The organism is uncultured Anaerobiospirillum sp. (genome assembly GCF_902485895.1).
Classification (GTDB): Bacteria; Pseudomonadota; Gammaproteobacteria; order Enterobacterales; family Succinivibrionaceae; genus Anaerobiospirillum; species Anaerobiospirillum succiniciproducens.
Map to the genome: position 1 here is coordinate 1 of NZ_CABTML010000014.1, position 18,958 is coordinate 18,958.

The following is an 18,958-nucleotide window of genomic DNA, read 5'->3' on the forward strand; positions in this document are numbered from 1 at the left end:
CATTTCAATGAGGAGGCAAGTAAAGCAATTGTTCAAGACATACGTTTTGTGCCTTATGGTAATTGTTATTACATTGAAGTAGTCTATGATGATGGTCAAGCATCATCCAATAATGTCTTACTTAATAAAAGCAATATCATGGGTATTGATCTTGGCATTAATAATCTTGCAACCATAGTATTCAATCAGCCGGGTATTTGCCCTGTTCTGATTAACGGCAAGCCTATCAAGTCAATCAACCATCGCTTTAACAAATATAAGAAAGAACTACAAGAAGCTCGCGAAGCTAAGCACATCAATTGTATTGTTGTAAAACGCAGGAACAGGATAAACGATTACTTTCACAAGGCATCAAAGCGCATTATAGATCTATGCCTGAAAACCGATACTGGCACGATTGTGATCGGGTATAACAAAGGATGGAAGGAATCGTCCAATATTGGTAAGGTTAATAACCAAAACTTCACCAATATCCCGCATCTAGATCTGGTCAATAAGATCAAATATAAGGCTAAAAAGTACGGCATTGATGTGATTGTGACTGAGGAAAGTTATACTAGTAAAGCAAGTAGTTTAGATCTAGATGATATTCCTACTTACGGTCTAGTTAATAATAAAAAGCCAGTGTTTAGTGGTACTCGAGTAAAGCGCGGTCTTTATAAAGCAAAGAATGGTGTCTTACTCAATGCTGATGTTAATGGAAGCATTAATATCATTAGAAAAGTATTCGAAAATGCTTCTGTAAAGAAGCTATTTGGTAGCGGCTGCGTGTTTCAGCCGATACGGGTAACTTGTTAGCCGTATGAGATTTGGCGAGATTAATTTGGGCCCTACAAGCTCACGTTAGCTACGCCATGAAGCTCACGCCATAATCGTAAGATTTGGCGGGAGTAATTCACTCTGCGACTTAGTCGATCACGAATCAACTCCAGTTGTAGCCAAGCTCTACGTTAATGGTGTCAAAGTAATTTCTGGTGATAGAGATGGGCTATGTGGCCTAAACGGCAACTTCTTTGGCTTATATAAGTAGGTCACTGTCCAAGCTGCTAATAAGTAGTATTGTGTACATGTGCTTCGACTCATCAAAAAAGCGTCATATTAATTCTCAAAGCCTGCAGATTTTTATCTAAGATCGCAGGCTTTTTTGTTAAACGCTAAAGCCATATTGGGCGCATCAAAGGCCTCACGACACAAATAACGCCTCTAGCATCTAGTAGCTGAGTCAAATGAGCATGCCTTATTTATCGAGGGCTGTAATGGGGCACTAAATATACACTGTAATGAGCCACTACATTTACACCCAATGTGATATTTATCTTGAGTTTGTTTACAGGTATCAAAGGGAGTAGTGCTGAGGCTTTTTAACTATGGGGGTGTATAAACAAAAGCGGCACTGACCACATTAAAGGTGGACAGTGCCGAAGTAAGACTCCATAGCGTATATGCACTATGGGTAGTGTCTCTAGCAAAAAGGTAAGCGTAGCCTATGCTTTTTAAGAAATGTTAAACCTTGCCCTGAATCTTAGTCTCAAGGAAAGCTTTGAAATCTGTAAGCTCATCAAACTTAGCGCAGTTAGCAATCAGGTAGTTTAAGACACGTGGAAGGTCTTTTAAGTATCCAGACTTGCCATCACGTAAGTTAAGTCGATTGAACAGGCCTAGCACCTTGATATGACGCTGAATTGCGCAGATGTAAACAAAGCGTGCAATGTCTGCCTCAGTTACCTTCTCACCATCAATGATGCCAGAAGCACTATAGACACGATGTAAGTGGCCTATTAACATCTGACGTAACCTATCTTCAATCTCGAAGTAGCAATCATAGGCTAAAGAGGCTAAATCGTAGCCAATTGGGCCTAAGACCATGTCCTGATAGTCAAGGATAGCTAGACGGGAGAGAATTGATGGCTCACCACCGCCTGGGGTTACGAACATGATGTTGCGGCTGTGGAAGTCGCGGTGCATAGCACGCTGCGGCTGCATAGCACACTGAGCAGCTATAAAGTCAAAAGAGCGCTTAAGCATCTCATTTTCAGCATCGCTCAGCTCTAAATGTAGCGTCTTATCTAAAAGCCACTCGGTGAAGATGCCCATTTCCATCTGCATAAAGTCATGATCAAACTTAGGCAGATTTTGCATGGTCACATAATCACTCTCATCAAAGCTATATTCAGGGATGATTTGTGCCATAGAGGCGTCATCTTGTTGAGATTGTGCTTTCTTTTGTGCAATTAATGCTGCTTCTTCCTTAGAAAAAGGCATGCAACCAATCTTGGTCATCTCTACGACAGCCTTAAAGAGGTAGGCTGGCCTAAGGTCCTCTTGCAGGGTCTTGAACAGATCACGATCACCAAAGTCCTCGAGCACCATAAAGCCTTGTTCAATATCACAGGCAACAATGGCTGGGACTAGGACTTTAGAGTTCTTAAGAGCATGGTTGATTGCAAAGAACTCACGGTTCTTTTGTGTCTCAGGCGGAGCATCCATAACGATGACCGAGCCTGAGTAGGCGCTAAAGCCTTTTTTCACACCAGCCTTATCACAAAGCTCGTTGAACTTAGCCTCATCGAGCTTTAAGCGATAGTAACGGCGGAAAGAGGCGTCACCATTGAGTGGAGCTAAAGAGCCAGCGCACTGACAGCCACAATCGCAAGGGTTGCAATCAGAGCAAGGAATGTCGCAGGACTTTAAGAATGCAATTAGTTGGGAATAACGATCAGACACGTTTAAATACTAAATCCCACACTCCATGGCCTAAACGCTCGCCGCGCTTTTCAAACTTGGTGAGTGGACGCCATTCAGGACGCGGGATATAGCCTCCAGATGGGTTGGTATTCTCAAGACCTTCAGCGGCATTTAAGCACTCAAGCATCTGCTCTGCGTACTCTTGCCAATCTGTGGCCATACGGATGTTGCCACCATGCTTTAAAAGTGGGGTGACAAGCTTTAAAAACTCTGGGTTGACTAAGCGACGCTTGTGATGGCGTGCCTTTGGCCAAGGATCGGGAAAGAAGATTTGCAAAATGTCGATGCTTTCAGGGCCTAAGCACTTAGTTAAGACCTCAAAGGCATCGTACTTAATTACCTTGGCATTGGAAATCTGAGCTTCTTCAATAAGCTTCATACAGGCACCAACACCAGGTGGGTGTACTTCGATTCCGAGATAATTTCGCAATGGGTCTTTTTGCGCCATTTCAACAAAGGATGCGCCCATACCAAAGCCAATTTCAACCACTAATGGAGCTTCACGACCAAAGATAGCAGCAGTGTCTAAGCGCTCAAGTGAGCTTACATCAACTGCATACTTTGGAGAGAGTTCTTCTAAAGCCTTGGTCTGAGCATTGGTCATACGACCAGCGCGGATGACGAATGACTTAACGCGGTGGTTCTTGTGTTCGTTATCATCACCTTGAGTGGCACACTCGCCTTGTGAATCACAGGCTTGCTCTTGTTTGTTAAGGTCAAGTTCTTGGGAGTCTAACCCATTACGGATATCTTCAGTCATAAAGCCTTTTTTAAAAAAAACAAAAATGCCGTCGCGTTTCAGACTTAACAAGCTAACATGTGCTTATTAATCTGAGAAGTGACGGCCAAGACAATAGAATATTCGCACTATGCACTGCAAGCGTATGCTTATGAGTATGCTCAATTATGATCTAAATTTAGATCAGCTGCAGTTCCTGCATAGCGCTCTTAATGGCGCTCTTAGTCTCATCGCTAAGTGGCATAATAGGCAGACGAACCTCATCAGAGCATAAGCCTAATAAAGATACTGCGTACTTAGCGCCTGCTGGAGATGGCTCACGGAACATGAGGCCGTGGAGCTTCATGAGCTTGTCTTGTAATTCACGAGCTTCAACCCACTTGTTTTGTGCAGTGAGCTCTTGAACTTGATGGACTAAGTGAGGGGCAACGTTGGCAGTAACAGAAATACAGCCTACACCACCTGCTACGTTATAGCTAACCTGGGTAGCGTCTTCACCAGATAACCAGGTAAAGTCTTCACGCTTGATTAAAGCGCGTTCAAGCCATGGTCGAGCTAAATCACCTGTAGCGTCCTTAACACCTGCAATACGTGGCAGGGTAGCAATTTTAGCTAAGGTTTCTGGCAGGATGTTAACTACTGCACGGCCTGGGATATTGTAAACAAAGATCGGCAGGTTAGTCTCGTCATGAACGAGCTTAAAGTGCTGATATAAGCCTTCTTGGTTTGGACGGTTGTAGTAACCGGCTACATGTAAAAGACCATCGGCACCAGCCTTTTGAGCCTCTTGAGAGTAGTGAATGGCTTCCATTGGATTGTTAGAGCCAGCACCTGCCATAACTGGGATACGTTTTTTGGCAGCTGAGGCAACAATCTCGATAACCTTGGAGTGTTCTTCTGAGGTGAGGGTAGGACATTCGCCTGTAGTACCTGCAGGTACAAGACAGTCGGTGCCGTTTTCAATGTGCCACTCAACCAAACGCTCTAAAGCCTGCTCATCAAGCTTACCGTTCTTAAACGGTGTAATAAGAGCAACTAGGGATCCGTGAAACTTGTGCATATCAGCTCCGTGTGGGACGAAAAGTGTCATCTAGACTAAGGAGCTAGCAAAAGCTCCTATAGCTTAATGATCCAGTGTATAGCAGGGTCAATGCACAGTGCTTTAAGCAGGGATACAAAGACTCTTGTTAATCTTGCGTACAAAGCTTCATTACAAAAGGGCAGCAAGCGCCAGCATGACTATATGAAGCGTGCCATGAAATATACATGACCTTGTGTTAACAATTTTAAGCAACGCAAGGCAGTCTATAAAGATCAAATATAGCTATACGCACTGTTTTTGCGATTTTTGCGCCCTTTTACTCCCTAACTTGCACCTGATAGCGCCAAAGTTGTGCAACAATCACATTCTCGCCTTGGCAAAGTTAGTTTTTGCATCATACTGGTGCGCTTGCTAAGTTCTTAGTGTTTCAACCTTTAATGACAAAGGCAGCAAGGCAGTGAATATTGGATAAGCACAACGACAAAGAGCAGCTCTCCTCTCTAGCAAAATATGAAAAGCCCGCACGAGGCGGGCTTTTCAATACTATGGGCTTACATGAGTACAGCGCACTTGTAATCTCTTAGATGTCTTTGACATCTAAGAGTGTTAGCCCATGTAAGGCTCTAAGAATCAAGATAAGCTAATTGCCTCTTAGCATTTAGAGCCTCATGTTGCGTACAACAAACTAGAGAGGCTTAAAGGTACTCTTACTTGTTGTTTTGCAGACGTAAGGTTGGGAATAAGATTACGTCACGGATGGTGTGGCAGTTAGCAAAGAGCATAACTACGCGATCAATACCGATACCCTCACCAGCAGTAGGAGGCAGACCGTGCTCTAAGGCTACAATGTAGTCCTCATCGTAGTACATAGCCTCGTCATCACCGCACTTCTTCTGCTCTGCCTGCTGACGGAAACGACCTGCCTGATCATCTGGATCGTTAAGCTCAGAGAAGCCGTTACCCATTTCACGGCCGCCAATGAAGAACTCAAAGCGATCGGTGAAAGCTGGGTTTACGTCAGAACGGCGAGCTAATGGAGAAATCTCAGCTGGGTACTCAGTAATGAAGGTAGGCTGCTGTAACTTAGACTCAGCAACTTCTTCGAATAAGGCAGCAATGTAGTGGCCTAATACCCAACCCTTATTCATCTCAACGTGCAGCTTCTTACACCACTCGCGTGCCTTGTCTTCATCTTCAAGATCCTCCATAGTGATCTTGCCATCAGAGTACTTAACAATAGCCTCACGCATGGTCAGACGCTCAAATGGCTTAGCAAAGTCGAGGTCTAAGCCCTCTTCGCCTTCCTTGCCATAGTGAACCTTGGTGTCGCCTAAAACATCTAAGGCCATCTTACGGAAGAGGTCTTCAGTAAAGTCGATGAGATCGTTGTAATCATGATAGGCCATATAGAACTCAATCATGGTGAACTCTGGGTTATGACGAACGTCGATACCCTCGTTACGGAAGTTACGGTTGATCTCGTAAACACGCTCAAAACCACCCACAACCAGACGCTTTAAGTAAAGCTCTGGTGCGATACGTAAGTACATGTCCATATCGAGGGCATTGTGGTGGGTGATAAATGGCTTAGCGTTAGCACCACCTGGGATGACGTGCATCATAGGAGTTTCAACTTCCATGAAGCGAGCCTCATCCATGTAACGGCGGATAAAGGAAACAATCTTAGTACGGATCTGGAATGCACGACGGGACTCTTCGTTAGCAATCAGGTCTAAGTAACGCTGACGGCAACGTGCCTCTTGATCTACTAAGCCCTTGTACTTCTCAGGCAGAGGACGCAGAGCCTTTACTAACAGACGCAGTGAGGTAACGTGCAGGGTAAGCTCACCAGTCTTGGTCTTGAAGGCATAGCCAGTAACACCAATGATGTCACCTAAGTCTAACTTCTTGAAGAGCTCCTGGTACTGACCCTCTGGCAGAGCATCGCGGGTAACGTATACCTGAATCTTACCGCCCATATCCTGTAAGGTAGCAAAAGCAGCCTTACCCATGATGCGGCGGGTCATGATACGACCAGCGATAGTGTAGGTGTTCTTCTCTTGCTCAAGGGTGTCAGCATCTTTATCTGCGTTAGCCTTGACGATGTCGCAAGAAATAGCATCACGGTGGAAGTCGTTTGGATAGGCTTGGCCTTGCTCACGTAAAGCAGCAAGCTTCTCGCGGCGCTCAAGAATTTGAGAGTTGGTGTTCTCAGTGTTTGGAGTAGTAGCCTGAGTCATGGTCGTTATGGATCCTGGTTAAAAGGCTTAAAAAATTCTGTAAAGATAATCGTATGCCTTACAAGAGCATCTAGATTATCTTGTTTAAGGCTCTATCAAGCACATACACTATTGATGCACTTACTATCAGTATGTTTGACCTTGTAACTTACCTAAGTTACAGGACTGATAAGAGCACAGTGAATTTTGTTGCGTGTATGGACTTAGCTTTAATCGTACAAATAGCCTTAACTATAGGCCTTGCTTTAAGCTTGCCTCAATAAATTGGTCAAGGTCTCCGTTTAAGACCTTGGTAGTGTCACGACATTCAACGTTGGTACGTAAGTCTTTAACACGGGCGTCATCGAGCACGTAGGAGCGAATTTGAGAGCCCCAGCCGATGTCGTCTTTACTATCTTCGATGGCTTGTTGTTCACTGCGTTGTTTGCGCAGCTCTAATTCATAGAGCTTGGCACGCAATTGCTTCATAGCCTGATCGCGGTTTTGAAACTGCGAACGCTCATTTTGGCAAGAGACCACAATGCCTGTCGGAATGTGAGTAATACGTACTGCTGATTCAGTCTTGTTTACGTGCTGACCTCCGGCACCTGAAGAGCGGAATACATCGGTCTTAAGGTCGGCAGGGTTGATATCAATGGTGATATTGTTGTCGATTTCAGGGTAAACGAAAGCTGAGCAAAATGAAGTATGACGACGGTTATTTGAGTCAAATGGTGATTTACGTACTAGGCGATGAATGCCTGTTTCGGTACGTAGCCAGCCATAGGCATATGGGCCCTCAAACTTAACAGTGGCTCCTTTGATGCCTGCAACTTCACCTTCAGTAAGGTCGGTTACAGTGCACTTAAAGCCGTGTTTTTCACCAAATTTGACGTACATGCGCATGACCATCTCAGCCCAATCTTGAGCTTCGGTACCGCCTGAACCTGACTGAATGTCTAAGTAGCAGTCGGAATTGTCATGCTCTTTGGAGAACATTCTTTCGAACTCTAAAGTCTCTACTTTTTGTTCTAAAGCATCGCACTCAGCGACTGCCTCATTGAGAGTGTTCTCATCATTCTCTTCTGTGCCTAGCTCATAGAGCATAGCCACATCTGAAAGTCCGCTGTCAATGTCATCAAAGGTTTGAATGACATGCTCTAAAGTCTGGCGCTCTTTACCAAGAGCTTGTGCTTTCTCAGAATCACCCCAGACCTCTGGGTCTTCCATCAGACCGTTTACCTCTTCCAAGCGCTCGCGTTTGGAAGCTAAATCAAAGATACCCCCTGAGGGAATCAGTACGCTCTTGCAAGTTATCAAGGCGCGTTTGTAAAGAAATGTTGTCTAACACTTTGTATTCCCGTGAAAAAAGTGCGATCAATGTCAACAAAATTCAAAAGGGGATTATAACAAAAAGCCCGCGTTAAAGCCGCACAAAAACAAGGAATGCTACAGAAAAATGCTAGAATCTCTAATTGAGTTGCTGCTCTTTAGTTAAAGTAGAGTATGCACCTGACACAACAATACGTACTCTCAACCGTACTTATGCCTTGTCACGCAAAGTAGCTCAAGAGTGCAGATGTATCTACTAAGTAGATGCAAGCTCGTTATTTATGTGCATAAATTAGTATATAGCTAGGCTCATACAGTGCTAAAGTAGCCTAAAGCTTGTATGTACAGCGTATGACAAAAGCAAATTTTGCTCTAGCTAAACTTGCAGCTAAGGTAGGATGAGATTAGGAGAAAAAAATGTTAGCTGACGATATCAAAGTTTCTGTTGAAATGGCCTTAAGAGAGGATTTGGGCGGTAAGGTAGACCCATCATTAGATGTTACTGCTCAGCTTATTCCTGCAGACCACGTCAATGAGGCTACTGTTATTACCCGTGAGAGCGGTATCTTCTGCGGCAAAGAGTGGGTTGAAGAGGTATATCGTCAATTAGGCAACAAGGTTGAGATTACCTGGTTTGTAAAAGACGGCGACGCGGTAGAGCCAAACCAAAAGCTCTTTAGCCTCAAGGGTGATGCTCGTACCATGCTCACTGCTGAACGTACTACCTTAAACTTCGTTCAGACCTTATCTGGTACTGCAACTTTAGTTAATCAGTACGTGAAGGCTATGGGCGATACCAAGACTCAGCTTTTAGATACCCGTAAGACCGTTCCAGGCTTACGTACTGCCTTAAAGTATGCAGTAACTGTAGGCGGTGGTCATAATCACCGTATTGGCCTTTTCGATATGTACCTCATCAAGGAAAACCACATCATGGCTTGTGGTGGCATCTCCAAGGCTATCGCTAAGGCTCATGAGCTGACCCCTGGTATCAAGGTTGAAGTTGAGGTAGAAAGCCTTGAGGAGCTCAAGGAGGCTTTAGCAGCTAAGGCTGACATCATCATGCTCGATAACTTCAAGTTCGAGGATATGATTGAGGCCGTTAAGATCACTGCTGGTCAGGCTAAGCTCGAGATTTCTGGTAATGTAAACTTAGAGACCATTGGTAAGTATGCAACTACTGGTGTAGATTTCATCTCAGTAGGCTCCTTAACTAAGCACGTACGTGCCATGGACCTCTCCATGCGCTTTGCTAAGGACTAAGCAAGGCCAAAGCCAGTCTAAGCAGTAGCTAAAATAGACTATGCTAGTGCCAATAAAGTCTAAGCAAGAGCTAGGAAAGCAGCGGCCTTTGCATGCATGCATTCATACATGCATGCTAAAGCGCCGCTACTTAGCTTACAAAGAAAAAGCCCTGTTAGCATTAACAGGGCTTTTTCTTTGGATTAAGCCTATGCCAATCTTAAAGCTATGTGCCTCCTGCAGCTACAGCTGCATGAGAAGCGTTGCTGCACTCGCTGCAAGGCTGCAGCGATTAGAGTGTTACTACGTGGCTTTAGCCGCATCCATGAGAGTGTTACTACGTGGCTATGGCCGCAGCGATGAGAGTGTTACTACGTGGCTATGGCCGCAGCCATGAGGGCTGGGCTGTGTGACTATAGCTGCTAGTTGATGGTCTCGATGTTCACACGAGGCATAATGCGGCAGACTAACTCATATGGAATAGTATTGGCTAAAGCAGCAATACGCTCTACAGGCAGACCATCGCCCCACAATATCACCTCATCACCGATCTTATCGGTACTTTCTGGTCCTAAGTCGACAAAGAGCATATCCATACAGACGTGGCCTGCGGTTGGGACGTTGCGACCATTAATGCGTACTGGTGTGCCATTAGGCATAGAGCGAGGGTAACCATCGCCATAACCAGCTGCAACAATACCAATAACGGTGTCATATGGGGCTGTCCATGCAGCACCATAGCCAACCATTGCGCCCTTTTTAACTTTGCGCATAGCAATGAGGGAGCTTTTTAAAGTCATCACAGGGGTAAGACCTAAGTCTGAGCCAGTACGATCGGCAAAAGGTGAAATGCCGTACATAATGATGCCAGGACGTACCCACTGAGTTCGAGCATTTGGACAAGCAATGATGCCTGCACTGTTAGCTAAACAGATATCACCACTAAAGCACTTAGCTACTTTATTGAAGTATTCAATCTGCTGCTGATTGTACTCATCCTTTTCAGGGGTATCGGCAACGCTTAGATGGGAGATAAGGCCGATTGGTTTGGCAACCTTGTCAGAGCTCTCTAAAAGCTGCTTCATCTTGGCCACTTCGTCTTCAGCAGCACCTAAGCGATGCATGCCAATATCAATCTTTAACCAGGCATTAATAGGCTTGCTGATGTGGCTTTGCTCAATGGCTTTAATCTGTTCCATATCATGGACAGCAGTATAAAAGCCGTGCTCTGAAATAACAGGGATATCCTCAGCGTTTAAAAAGCCCTCTAGTAAGATAATCTTCTTTTTGATACCAGAGAGTTTAAGCTCCATAGCCTCAGGCACACGGGCCACAGCAAAAGCTTCAACGTAAGGCTCTAAGGTGCGGGCGACTTGAACTAAGCCATGACCATAAGCATTGGCCTTTACCACCGCGACCAGATTTGACTCAGGCACTTTTGATCTAATGAGCTTAAGGTTGTCAACTAAAGCCTGACGGTTAATTACTGCGGTTACTGATTTCATTTTGTAATACGCCGATGATGCTATGCCATTAGAAAAAAGTGCATGGACATAATCACAAGTTATTACGAGCATGTCCTTACACTTTTGTACTGCCTCATCAATGAGGCCTGTCTATTGTACAAGATATGCTCATAAGGGTCTTACTATTTCTTATTCAAGTGCAAAATAGCACTGCACCATAACGTTTAGTCTCATAAAGAAAAAGAGAGCTAAGGGCAAAGAGAGTCTGTTGCCCAAGATAAAAGAGATGCATGCCTAGCCAATGTAAATGGTCACACTTAGCCTTAGCGGCCATATCCAAGGAAAGTTAAGCGTAGGTAGATATGTGGCAGGCAAGCTTAGGATTTTAAAGATGAGCGCTTAGAAAGCTCAAAGTATGTGGAACAATTAACAGTAGATGGGCTAGATATACTAGCAACAACTACCAGATGAGATCTGGCAGTTGTGATGGTAGTAGTTAATGATGCCTAGCTGTAGGCGATGACATCTGATGTTGGGACAGGGGCGGCATTATCGAAGTTGGCCTCAGCATAGCCCTTGTCGTAGAAGGCAGTGTACTCACCGATAAAGTGAAGATCGATGTCAGCAATGGCACCGTTACGGTTTTTGCCAATGATTAAGGTAGCCTCATTAGAGTTGTCATGACCGCCAGGACCTGGGCCATAAATAGCCTCACGCTGCAAGAACATAATCATATCAGCATCCTGCTCTAACGAACCTGACTCACGCAGATCGGAGTTTAATGGACGGTGATCTTTTCGGCTATCAACTTCACGATTAAGCTGTGCTAATGCAAGAACTGGCACTTTAAGCTCTTTTGCAAGCATCTTTAAAGAGCGTGAGATCTCAGCAATTTCTAAGGTACGGTTAGCTGCTTTACTTTGAGCACGCATTAACTGCACGTAGTCGATCATAATGACGCTAAGACCGCCATATTCATTGGCAAGCTTACGAGCACGACTACGTAGCTCTAATGGAGTTAAATCAGAGCTATCGTCGATATACAGCTTGTCCATATAGCGATCTTGAGGCAGCACCATAGTAAGCATTTTGAGCTTACGAATAATGTCAGACCAGTGGGTATTGTTTACCTTACCTGATCTTAAGTCATTCATACTGATGCGACCAAATGTGGACAGAAGACGCAAGAGGATCTGTTCTGTAGGCATTTCAAGCGAGAAGACTAATGCAGGCTTAGTAACATCTGGATTCATGGCGATATTGGCCACGATGTTCATCGCAAAGGATGTCTTACCCACAGAAGGTCGTGCGGCAATAATATTAAGCGAGCCAGGCTGCAAACCTTGAGTAATATTATCTAACTCCGCAAACCCGCTTGGGACACCCGACATCATATTTGGGTTGCGCATGTCCTTCTGGATTTTTTCGAGTAATTCTACGGCCTGAGCTACTACAGGTTTAGGACCTTCAGTATTGTTATTGGAGTTTTCAACTAGCTCAAAGATAGAGCCTGCGGCCTTATCGTAAATCTCTTTAACGGACAGACCATTAGGCTCATAGCACATGTTAATGATGTCTTCGCTCAGCTCAATCATGGCGCGACGTCGAGCTTTATTGCGGATAATTTGCGCAAACTCAATCACAGCTGATGTAGGCAGGCTAATGCCAGTGATCAAGCTTGCGATATAGCTATAGCCACCCGCTTTGTCGAGATTGCCGTCGGTCTCAAGCATGTCACATAAGACAGTACGGTTAAAGTCATCTGAAGATGCAGAGCGCTGCAAGATGGTCTTGTAGATAAGACGGTTCTTGTTTGAGATGAACTCTTCTTCGTTTAAAGCACCTACTGTCTCTGATACTTTTGAGAGCAAAGTGCCATCCTGGATCAGGGCTCCTAAGAAGCTACGCTCAGCATCGAGGTCTTTAGGTGTGTCTCTAGAGACTGACTGGCTGCTACCATAATCACTCATTTAGGCAACTCCTGATCTAAAGAAAAGTTGAACAAACTAAAAGCACAGGCCTTAATCTTGAGATCTCAAAGTAATGCGATCTCTTAGTATTGTGATCTTAGATCCTGCTTTTAATATCTTGCTGTGTGCAGCTATATAGCCATTATTGTATATGAGATCGCTAGAGTCTAAAAATGACCAAGATCTCTATGTGTAAAGGCTAGATTGTTAAAAGCATGTATATCTTGTTTATGTGCTAAAACAAGATAAATATCAGCGTTTTTTAGCAAAAGATGGATCTAGTAGTGATCTTCTTCGTGTTTGCGGGGCCACTATCTTAGGATCTTGGAAAGGCTCTGACAAGGTATATTTTTTTTGATTTTCAGTGAACTTTTCTAGGCAGTTGCAGATGCTTGTAAGTACCGTAAATGATCTCCACTGAGATCTTTTAAACAATCAAAATATCAGTTCTTGCATGCCTAGATGGTGCACATCATGGATACGATCTCTTGCATACGCAACGAGGTGATATGAAAGGCTTTTGTGGCAATTGAGCTTGCTGATCTTAAAACGAAAGCCGATTTACAAAATGACAAATCTTTAAACGAAAGCGGATAAACAAATAGCAAACACTCAAGACGCAATAAGGGCGTTGAGTAAAATTTGTTTATTTAAAGGGGATTGTGAACGAGGTGTTCAAGATTGAGCGAAAGCTCGAGAGGAGTGGCGCACCCGAAGAGATTCGAACTCCTGACCGATCGGTTCGTAGCCGATTACTCTATCCAGCTGAGCTACGGGTGCGTGATTGTCACTTGACAGGCTTGTGCTCATCAAGTGGCGCTCATTATAGCAAAATAATTTGAAGTGGCAAGCAATTTTCACAAAAATTTAAAGGATTTTTCATCTTTTCTGTGTAAAAGGCTTGCATATGGGATTCTTATGCGGATTTTTTACAGCTAGTTAGATGGTTCTCTATGTTGAAAAAGCCATAGCTGCAGAAAGACTCCCCATAGCTATGTACTCACTCACATTCATGCATATATGATCATGCATGCACTGGCATGCGATAAGTTTGGCATTAAAACAAGGTACAAACATTTGCCTAGAAAGTGCGTTGTTTGGGCACTAAAGGCTTAGGTGAATAGATAGTAGTAAGGCAGGAGGGAATTGTTTGTAAGCTGTAAGCGTGAGATCGATTATCTAAACAAGATAAATATGTGGGTGTTTTATGTTGCATAGATACAACATAAAGATATAAAAAAACAGCATCAAGTGCTGTTCATTTTTTATCACGGTGGCGGAGAGAAAGGGATTCGAACCCTCGATACAACTTTTTGGTCGTATGCTCCCTTAGCAGGGGAGTACCTTCAGCCTCTCGGTCATCTCTCCGCAACGGTGTGCGCGCATTATCAGGCTTTTAGCTATCCTTGTCAAGCATTTGAGAGCAAGTTTTTTCATATGCTTCACTTGCACGTTTAACAAACACCTTATATATGCTTTTTTGTGGCAAGGTGCTAAGCTAAAGATCAAATTCGTCTAGGCAAGTATCCATAGTTAATGATGGCCTTAAAACCAGTGCCTTTGGTTGGTCTTATGGCCATATTGCCTGATGGTGCTAAGAGATTCTAATAATGCCTTATACATATGAGCATGCATTTAAGAGCGCAAATCATCGGTGACTAAGACAAGCTATAGGCTAGTTAAAGCCTAGATGAGCTAGTTGAAGTGGAATATATCAGTAGATGCGTGAAAGTAGGGCTTGTGCCAAGCAATGGTCGTAAGCTAGAGCAGATGGGGACTCTTAGTCGTCTAACCTAGAGTAGATGAGGAGTTTTAATGGCCGTAAGCTAGAGCTGAGGTGAGCTTTTGATGGTTTTAAGCTAGATTTGATGGGGTCTTTTGTACAAGAAGGCAAAAAATAAGGCAGTCATAGACTGCCTCTAGCTTATGAGTTGTAATCTTGATCATAGTCGACAAGAAAGTCTTCCTCATTGTCGCGACCATCTCGCACAATGCGGCAGTCATCAGGAGCCTCAATTCCTAGGCGCACCTGTCCTGAACGTATCTCAACTACAGTGACATAAATGTCTTTGCCGATACGTACTTTCTCGTCTTTACGTCGTGAGATTACAAGCATCGAAAGCATCCGTATATTTGCATATACGGCTCCTGTTCTATAGTCGTTACACTTAATGAAGCTTAAGTTACAGACTGTAGTTTTATATGTAGTGCTGCACTTGGCACTAAAAGTGGTGCAGCACTACATTCAGGCTAGTTTAGCCTTTTAGAACTGTAGATAAGCTATTACAGGTTCTGCTCAAGGAAAGGAGCTACTGCAGCAATTGCAGCATCCAGACCTGCCTTGTTAGTACCGCCTGCCTGAGCCATGTCAGGACGACCGCCACCCTTGCCATCAACGTGTGCAGCAACGGCGTTAACTAAGTCACCAGCCTTAACCTTAGCGGTCATATCCTTAGAAACTGCACCAATGAGGTTAACCTTATCGGTCTTCTCATCAACAGAGCCTAAGACTACTACACAGGTCTTTAAGGTGTTCTTGAGCTCATCAACAGCTAAACGCAGCTCGCGCATGGAGTAGCCATCAACCTTACGAGCAACAACCTTAACTCCCTTGCACTCAGTAGCTTCGTGAGCGAAGTTTACGCACTCAAGATGAACCAGCTTCTCCTTTAAGAGCATGTTCTCGTGCTCGATAGAAGAGGTGTGCTCAATCATGTACTTAGCACGATCTACTACAGAGAAGTTATCAGTCTTTAAGATGTTGCAAGCTTGAGCAACAGCCTGTGATAAGGACTGCTGATATTCAATAGCAGCTGCACCAACTAAAGCTTCAATACGACGAACACCAGATGCGATAGACTCGTCTGAGGAGATCATGAAGTAGCCTAAGTCACCAGTACGCTCAGCGTGGGTACCACCGCACAGTTCTTTAGAGGCATCGCCCATAGTAAGAACACGTACTTCACCATCGTACTTCTCATCAAACAGAGCCATAGCGCCGCACTTCTTGGCAGCCTCTAAGTCCATGATGTCAGTCTGAATTACATAGTTGTCGCGGATCCACTCGTTAACGCGAGCAGTAATCTGCTGACGCTCCATGGAAGTTAATGGCTGAGGATGTGAGTAGTCAAAGCGTAGACGGTCAGGACCTACAGAAGAACCCTTCTGATGGACATGGTCGCCTAAGATCTCACGCAGGGCAGCGTGGAGTAAGTGGGTAGCACTGTGATGAGCGGCAATAGCCTTACGACGCTTAGCATCAACAATGGCCTTGCACTCGTCGCCAGCCTTGAACTCACCTAGCTCAACACGGCCTAAGTGAATAGTTGCCTTACCAACAGCCTTGGTATTCTCAACGATAAAGAGGTTGTTACCGCAACGAATCTCGCCGGTATCACCAATCTGACCACCCTTTTCAGCATAGAAAGGAGTGTTATCTAAAACGATTACAGCCTGCTCATCAGTTAAGATGCCATCAGTTTCTTCAGTGCCCTTGAACAGAGCGATGATCTTGCCGTTATCTTCAGTGCGATCGTAGCCTGAGAAGGTGGTCTGAGCGTTTAACTTAAGCTCCTTGTTGTAGTCGATGCCGAAACTAGAGGCGGACTTAGCGCGAGCACGCTGCTTTTCCATCTCGCTCTCAAAGCCATCCATATCAACTACATAGCCACGATCACGAACTACGTCCTGAGTTAAATCTGCAGGGAAGCCGTAGGTATCGTAGAGCTTAAAGGCAACCTCACCCGGAATAGTACGCTCAGCACCGAGCTTTTCAAGCTCAGAGTCAAGCAGAGCTAAGCCACGGTCTAAGGTATTTAAGAACTGCTCTTCTTCTTTCTTTAAGGTGCGCTCGATTAATGATTGCTGCTCAACGAGCTCTGGATAAGCCTTGCCCATCAGCTCAGCAAGCTTAGCGACCATCTTGTAGAAGAATACGTCCTTAGCGCCTAACAGACGGCCATGACGAACAGCACGACGGATGATGCGGCGCAGTACGTAACCACGACCCTCATTAGATGGCAGAACACCATCTGCAATTAAGAATGCACATGAGCGGATGTGGTCTGAAATTACGCGCAGAGACTTAGAAGACTTGTCGGTAACATTCAGGATGTTAGCAGCAGTATCGATAAGATCGCGGAACAGATCAATATCGTAGTTAGAGTGAACGCCCTGCAGAACAGCAGCAATACGCTCTAAGCCTAAGCCGTTATCAATCATTGGCTTGCCTAATGGCTCAAAAGTACCATCAGCTAAGCGGTTGTACTGCATGAACACGATGTTCCAAATCTCAATGAAACGATCGCCATCTTCCTCAGGTGAGCCTGGAGGGCCGCCCCAGATGCCCTCGCCGTGGTCATAGAAAACCTCAGAGCAAGGACCGCAAGGACCAGTGTCACCCATCTGCCAGAAGTTGTCAGAGTTGTAACGACCACCCTTGTTATCACCAATGCGAACGATCTTCTCAGCAGGCAGACCGATCTCTTTATGCCAGATGTTGTAAGCTTCTTCATCTTCGGCATAAACAGTAACCATTAATGACTCTTTTGGTAACTTAAAGTCTTCAGTCAGTAAGGTCCAAGCGTGGGTAATAGCCTCGCGCTTGAAGTAGCCACCAAAGGAGAAGTTACCGAGCATTTCAAAGAAAGTGTGGTGACGAGCGGTATAACCTACGTTATCGAGGTCATTTTGCTTACCACCTGCACGTACGCACTTTTGAGCGGTAGTGGCATTGATATAAGAGCGTCGGTCCTTGCCAAGGTAGATGTCCTTGAACTGGTTCATACCGGCGTTAGTGAACAGAAGGGTTGGATCGTTATATGGAACGAGAGAGCTTGAGCGCACGATCTCGTGGCCGTGTCTCTTGAAGTAGTTGAGATACGTAGAACGGATCTCGTCTGTAGTCATGTACATGCTAAAACTCTGTGTTTAGACAAGGAATCAAACCTTGGGGTAAATACAATCTTATACCTGCGTACTATGCTCTATGGCATAGAAGCGCCCAATGAGCCTATATGCTCTAGGACTAATATTGCGTTTCACAGGCATAAGATTGTACTTAGCTCAACCATGATCCCTTTAGAAAGGACTAAATACAACCTAACATTATAACCACATTAGGTTGATGCATACCAATTTTTACTCATTAGTGCCGATCTAAAGCCCTATCTAAGACCATGGCCTTTTTGCTAGCGTGCCCCATGAAAGCACCAAGATTAAAAGTAAGGTAGGTTGAAAAGTATAGGCACCAAAAGGCAAATGGCCGCAGCTTAGCGTAGCTTCTATCTATTAAGCTAATGGTGTTTCTTGAGGTGGGCGTGTGTAGAAGTTTATGCTAGTAAGGCTTACTTAGCGATCTGCTGGAAGGACGTAGTCTTTAGGACGCATAACATGTTGATCAAGCTCGTGCATGGCCGCAATCATGTTTTCACGTAAGGCTGCAGTTGCTTTTGCTATATCATGGCGATTTAAGGTAGCACCGTCGATAGGCTCTAAGAGCTTAATGTGAACCTCGCCATTGTTTAGACGACCGAGCTTAATTTGTTTTGTGTAGGTTGATGTAACAAATGGGTAGACCTTAACCTTACTGAGCATAGCTGTATGTAGAGCCCCGGTTTTAAATGGCTTAACAGGGCCATAGCCTGAGCGTGATCCTTCAGGAAATACCCATACAGATAAGCCTTTGTTTTTGATCTTATCTGCAAGTTTCAAGAAGGCTTCTGCAGCTTTAGTTCGATTATCGCGGTCAATTAAAATATTGCCGGATAAAAAGAATATTAGGCCAAAAATAGGGGTGTAGATCAGACTCTTTTTGCCCACACAAACGACACCTGGCTGAGGCAGATCAGCCATAGTAATAATGTCCCAATCGCACTGATGCAAGCCAACAAAGATAGCCGGCATTTCTTTGCGTAATGCCTTAAGGTCGCAATCAATTACTACCTTAACCCCCACAATTGGCTGCACTAAGCGGAGCATCTGCGTCAGTACAAAGACATTGTTTCTATGCTTTGGACGTACGGTACATAAGATTATTCCTGTGATAAGCCAGATCAAGGCTCCCATGCCCAGAATGAGCAGGCGTGTAGATGCAAGTGCATATGACATAGGCGCGTATCTTACTTATACAGGTGAGTGAAATGGCTATCCATCAGATAAAGATGGGCAGGATGGTAACTGTGTAGTAAAACTCAGCAATAAGT

The 18,958-nt window shown here is 44.5% G+C and carries 12 protein-coding genes and 2 tRNA genes; 2 read left to right on the forward strand and 12 right to left on the reverse strand.

Annotated elements, in window-relative coordinates; all coding sequences use genetic code 11:
* The coding region (locus tag RDO37_RS01465; protein WP_308497872.1) for a transposase at positions 1 to 798 on the forward strand (798 nt) is incomplete at its 5' end.
* Positions 799 to 1,503: 705 nt separating this feature from the next.
* Here RDO37_RS01465 and RDO37_RS01470 read toward each other — a convergent pair.
* The 5 genes from RDO37_RS01470 to prfB form a co-directional block, all read right to left on the reverse strand.
* A complete protein-coding gene (locus RDO37_RS01470) occupies positions 1,504 to 2,724 on the reverse strand; it encodes a phosphotransferase (protein ID WP_308497873.1) in 1,221 nt (406 codons plus the stop codon).
* Positions 2,717 to 3,505, reverse strand: a complete 789-nt coding sequence (trmB, locus tag RDO37_RS01475; RefSeq protein WP_308497874.1) for a tRNA (guanosine(46)-N7)-methyltransferase TrmB — start codon at positions 3,503 to 3,505, stop codon at positions 2,717 to 2,719. Before trmB ends, RDO37_RS01470 begins: the two co-directional genes overlap by 8 nt.
* Before the next feature lie 157 nt (positions 3,506 to 3,662).
* Complete coding sequence (gene dapA, locus RDO37_RS01480) at positions 3,663 to 4,544, reverse strand: 4-hydroxy-tetrahydrodipicolinate synthase (protein ID WP_027939519.1); 882 nt, start codon at positions 4,542 to 4,544, stop codon at positions 3,663 to 3,665.
* 689 nt (positions 4,545 to 5,233) lie between these two features.
* Positions 5,234 to 6,766, reverse strand: coding sequence for a lysine--tRNA ligase (lysS, locus tag RDO37_RS01485; RefSeq protein WP_027939518.1), 1,533 nt, complete (start codon positions 6,764 to 6,766; stop codon positions 5,234 to 5,236).
* A gap of 231 nt (positions 6,767 to 6,997) precedes the next feature.
* A protein-coding gene (gene prfB, locus RDO37_RS01490; protein WP_169726132.1) for a peptide chain release factor 2 occupies positions 6,998 to 8,096 on the reverse strand; the annotation gives its coding sequence in 2 pieces (ribosomal slippage) (positions 6,998 to 8,020 and positions 8,022 to 8,096; 1,098 coding nt in all).
* Between the two features lie 398 nt (positions 8,097 to 8,494).
* Here prfB and nadC point away from each other — a divergent pair.
* Positions 8,495 to 9,340 (forward strand): carboxylating nicotinate-nucleotide diphosphorylase, encoded by an 846-nt coding sequence (gene nadC / locus RDO37_RS01495; protein ID WP_027939516.1) that lies wholly within the window; start codon positions 8,495 to 8,497, stop codon positions 9,338 to 9,340.
* A gap of 401 nt (positions 9,341 to 9,741) precedes the next feature.
* On the opposite strand, the gene alr is transcribed toward nadC, so the two are convergent.
* The 7 genes from alr to RDO37_RS01530 form a co-directional block, all read right to left on the reverse strand.
* Positions 9,742 to 10,824, reverse strand: a complete 1,083-nt coding sequence (gene alr, locus RDO37_RS01500; RefSeq protein ID WP_027939515.1) for an alanine racemase — start codon at positions 10,822 to 10,824, stop codon at positions 9,742 to 9,744.
* Positions 10,825 to 11,291: 467 nt separating this feature from the next.
* Positions 11,292 to 12,755, reverse strand: a complete 1,464-nt coding sequence (gene dnaB / locus RDO37_RS01505; protein ID WP_273324664.1) for a replicative DNA helicase — start codon at positions 12,753 to 12,755, stop codon at positions 11,292 to 11,294.
* Between the two features lie 703 nt (positions 12,756 to 13,458).
* A tRNA-Arg gene (locus RDO37_RS01510) sits at positions 13,459 to 13,535 on the reverse strand.
* A 494-nt stretch (positions 13,536 to 14,029) separates the two neighbouring features.
* A tRNA-Ser gene (locus RDO37_RS01515) sits at positions 14,030 to 14,123 on the reverse strand.
* A 556-nt stretch (positions 14,124 to 14,679) separates the two neighbouring features.
* Positions 14,680 to 14,871 carry a carbon storage regulator gene (locus tag RDO37_RS01520; RefSeq protein WP_044121767.1) on the reverse strand — a complete coding sequence of 64 codons (192 nt, stop codon included), beginning with the start codon at positions 14,869 to 14,871 and terminating at the stop codon, positions 14,680 to 14,682.
* A gap of 167 nt (positions 14,872 to 15,038) precedes the next feature.
* Positions 15,039 to 17,669: an alanine--tRNA ligase gene (alaS, locus tag RDO37_RS01525; protein ID WP_308497875.1), complete on the reverse strand. Its 2,631-nt coding sequence runs from the start codon at positions 17,667 to 17,669 to the stop codon at positions 15,039 to 15,041.
* Positions 17,670 to 18,104: 435 nt separating this feature from the next.
* A complete protein-coding gene (locus RDO37_RS01530) occupies positions 18,105 to 18,863 on the reverse strand; it encodes a 1-acyl-sn-glycerol-3-phosphate acyltransferase (protein ID WP_303073844.1) in 759 nt (252 codons plus the stop codon).
* Positions 18,864 to 18,958: the final 95 nt, after the last annotated feature.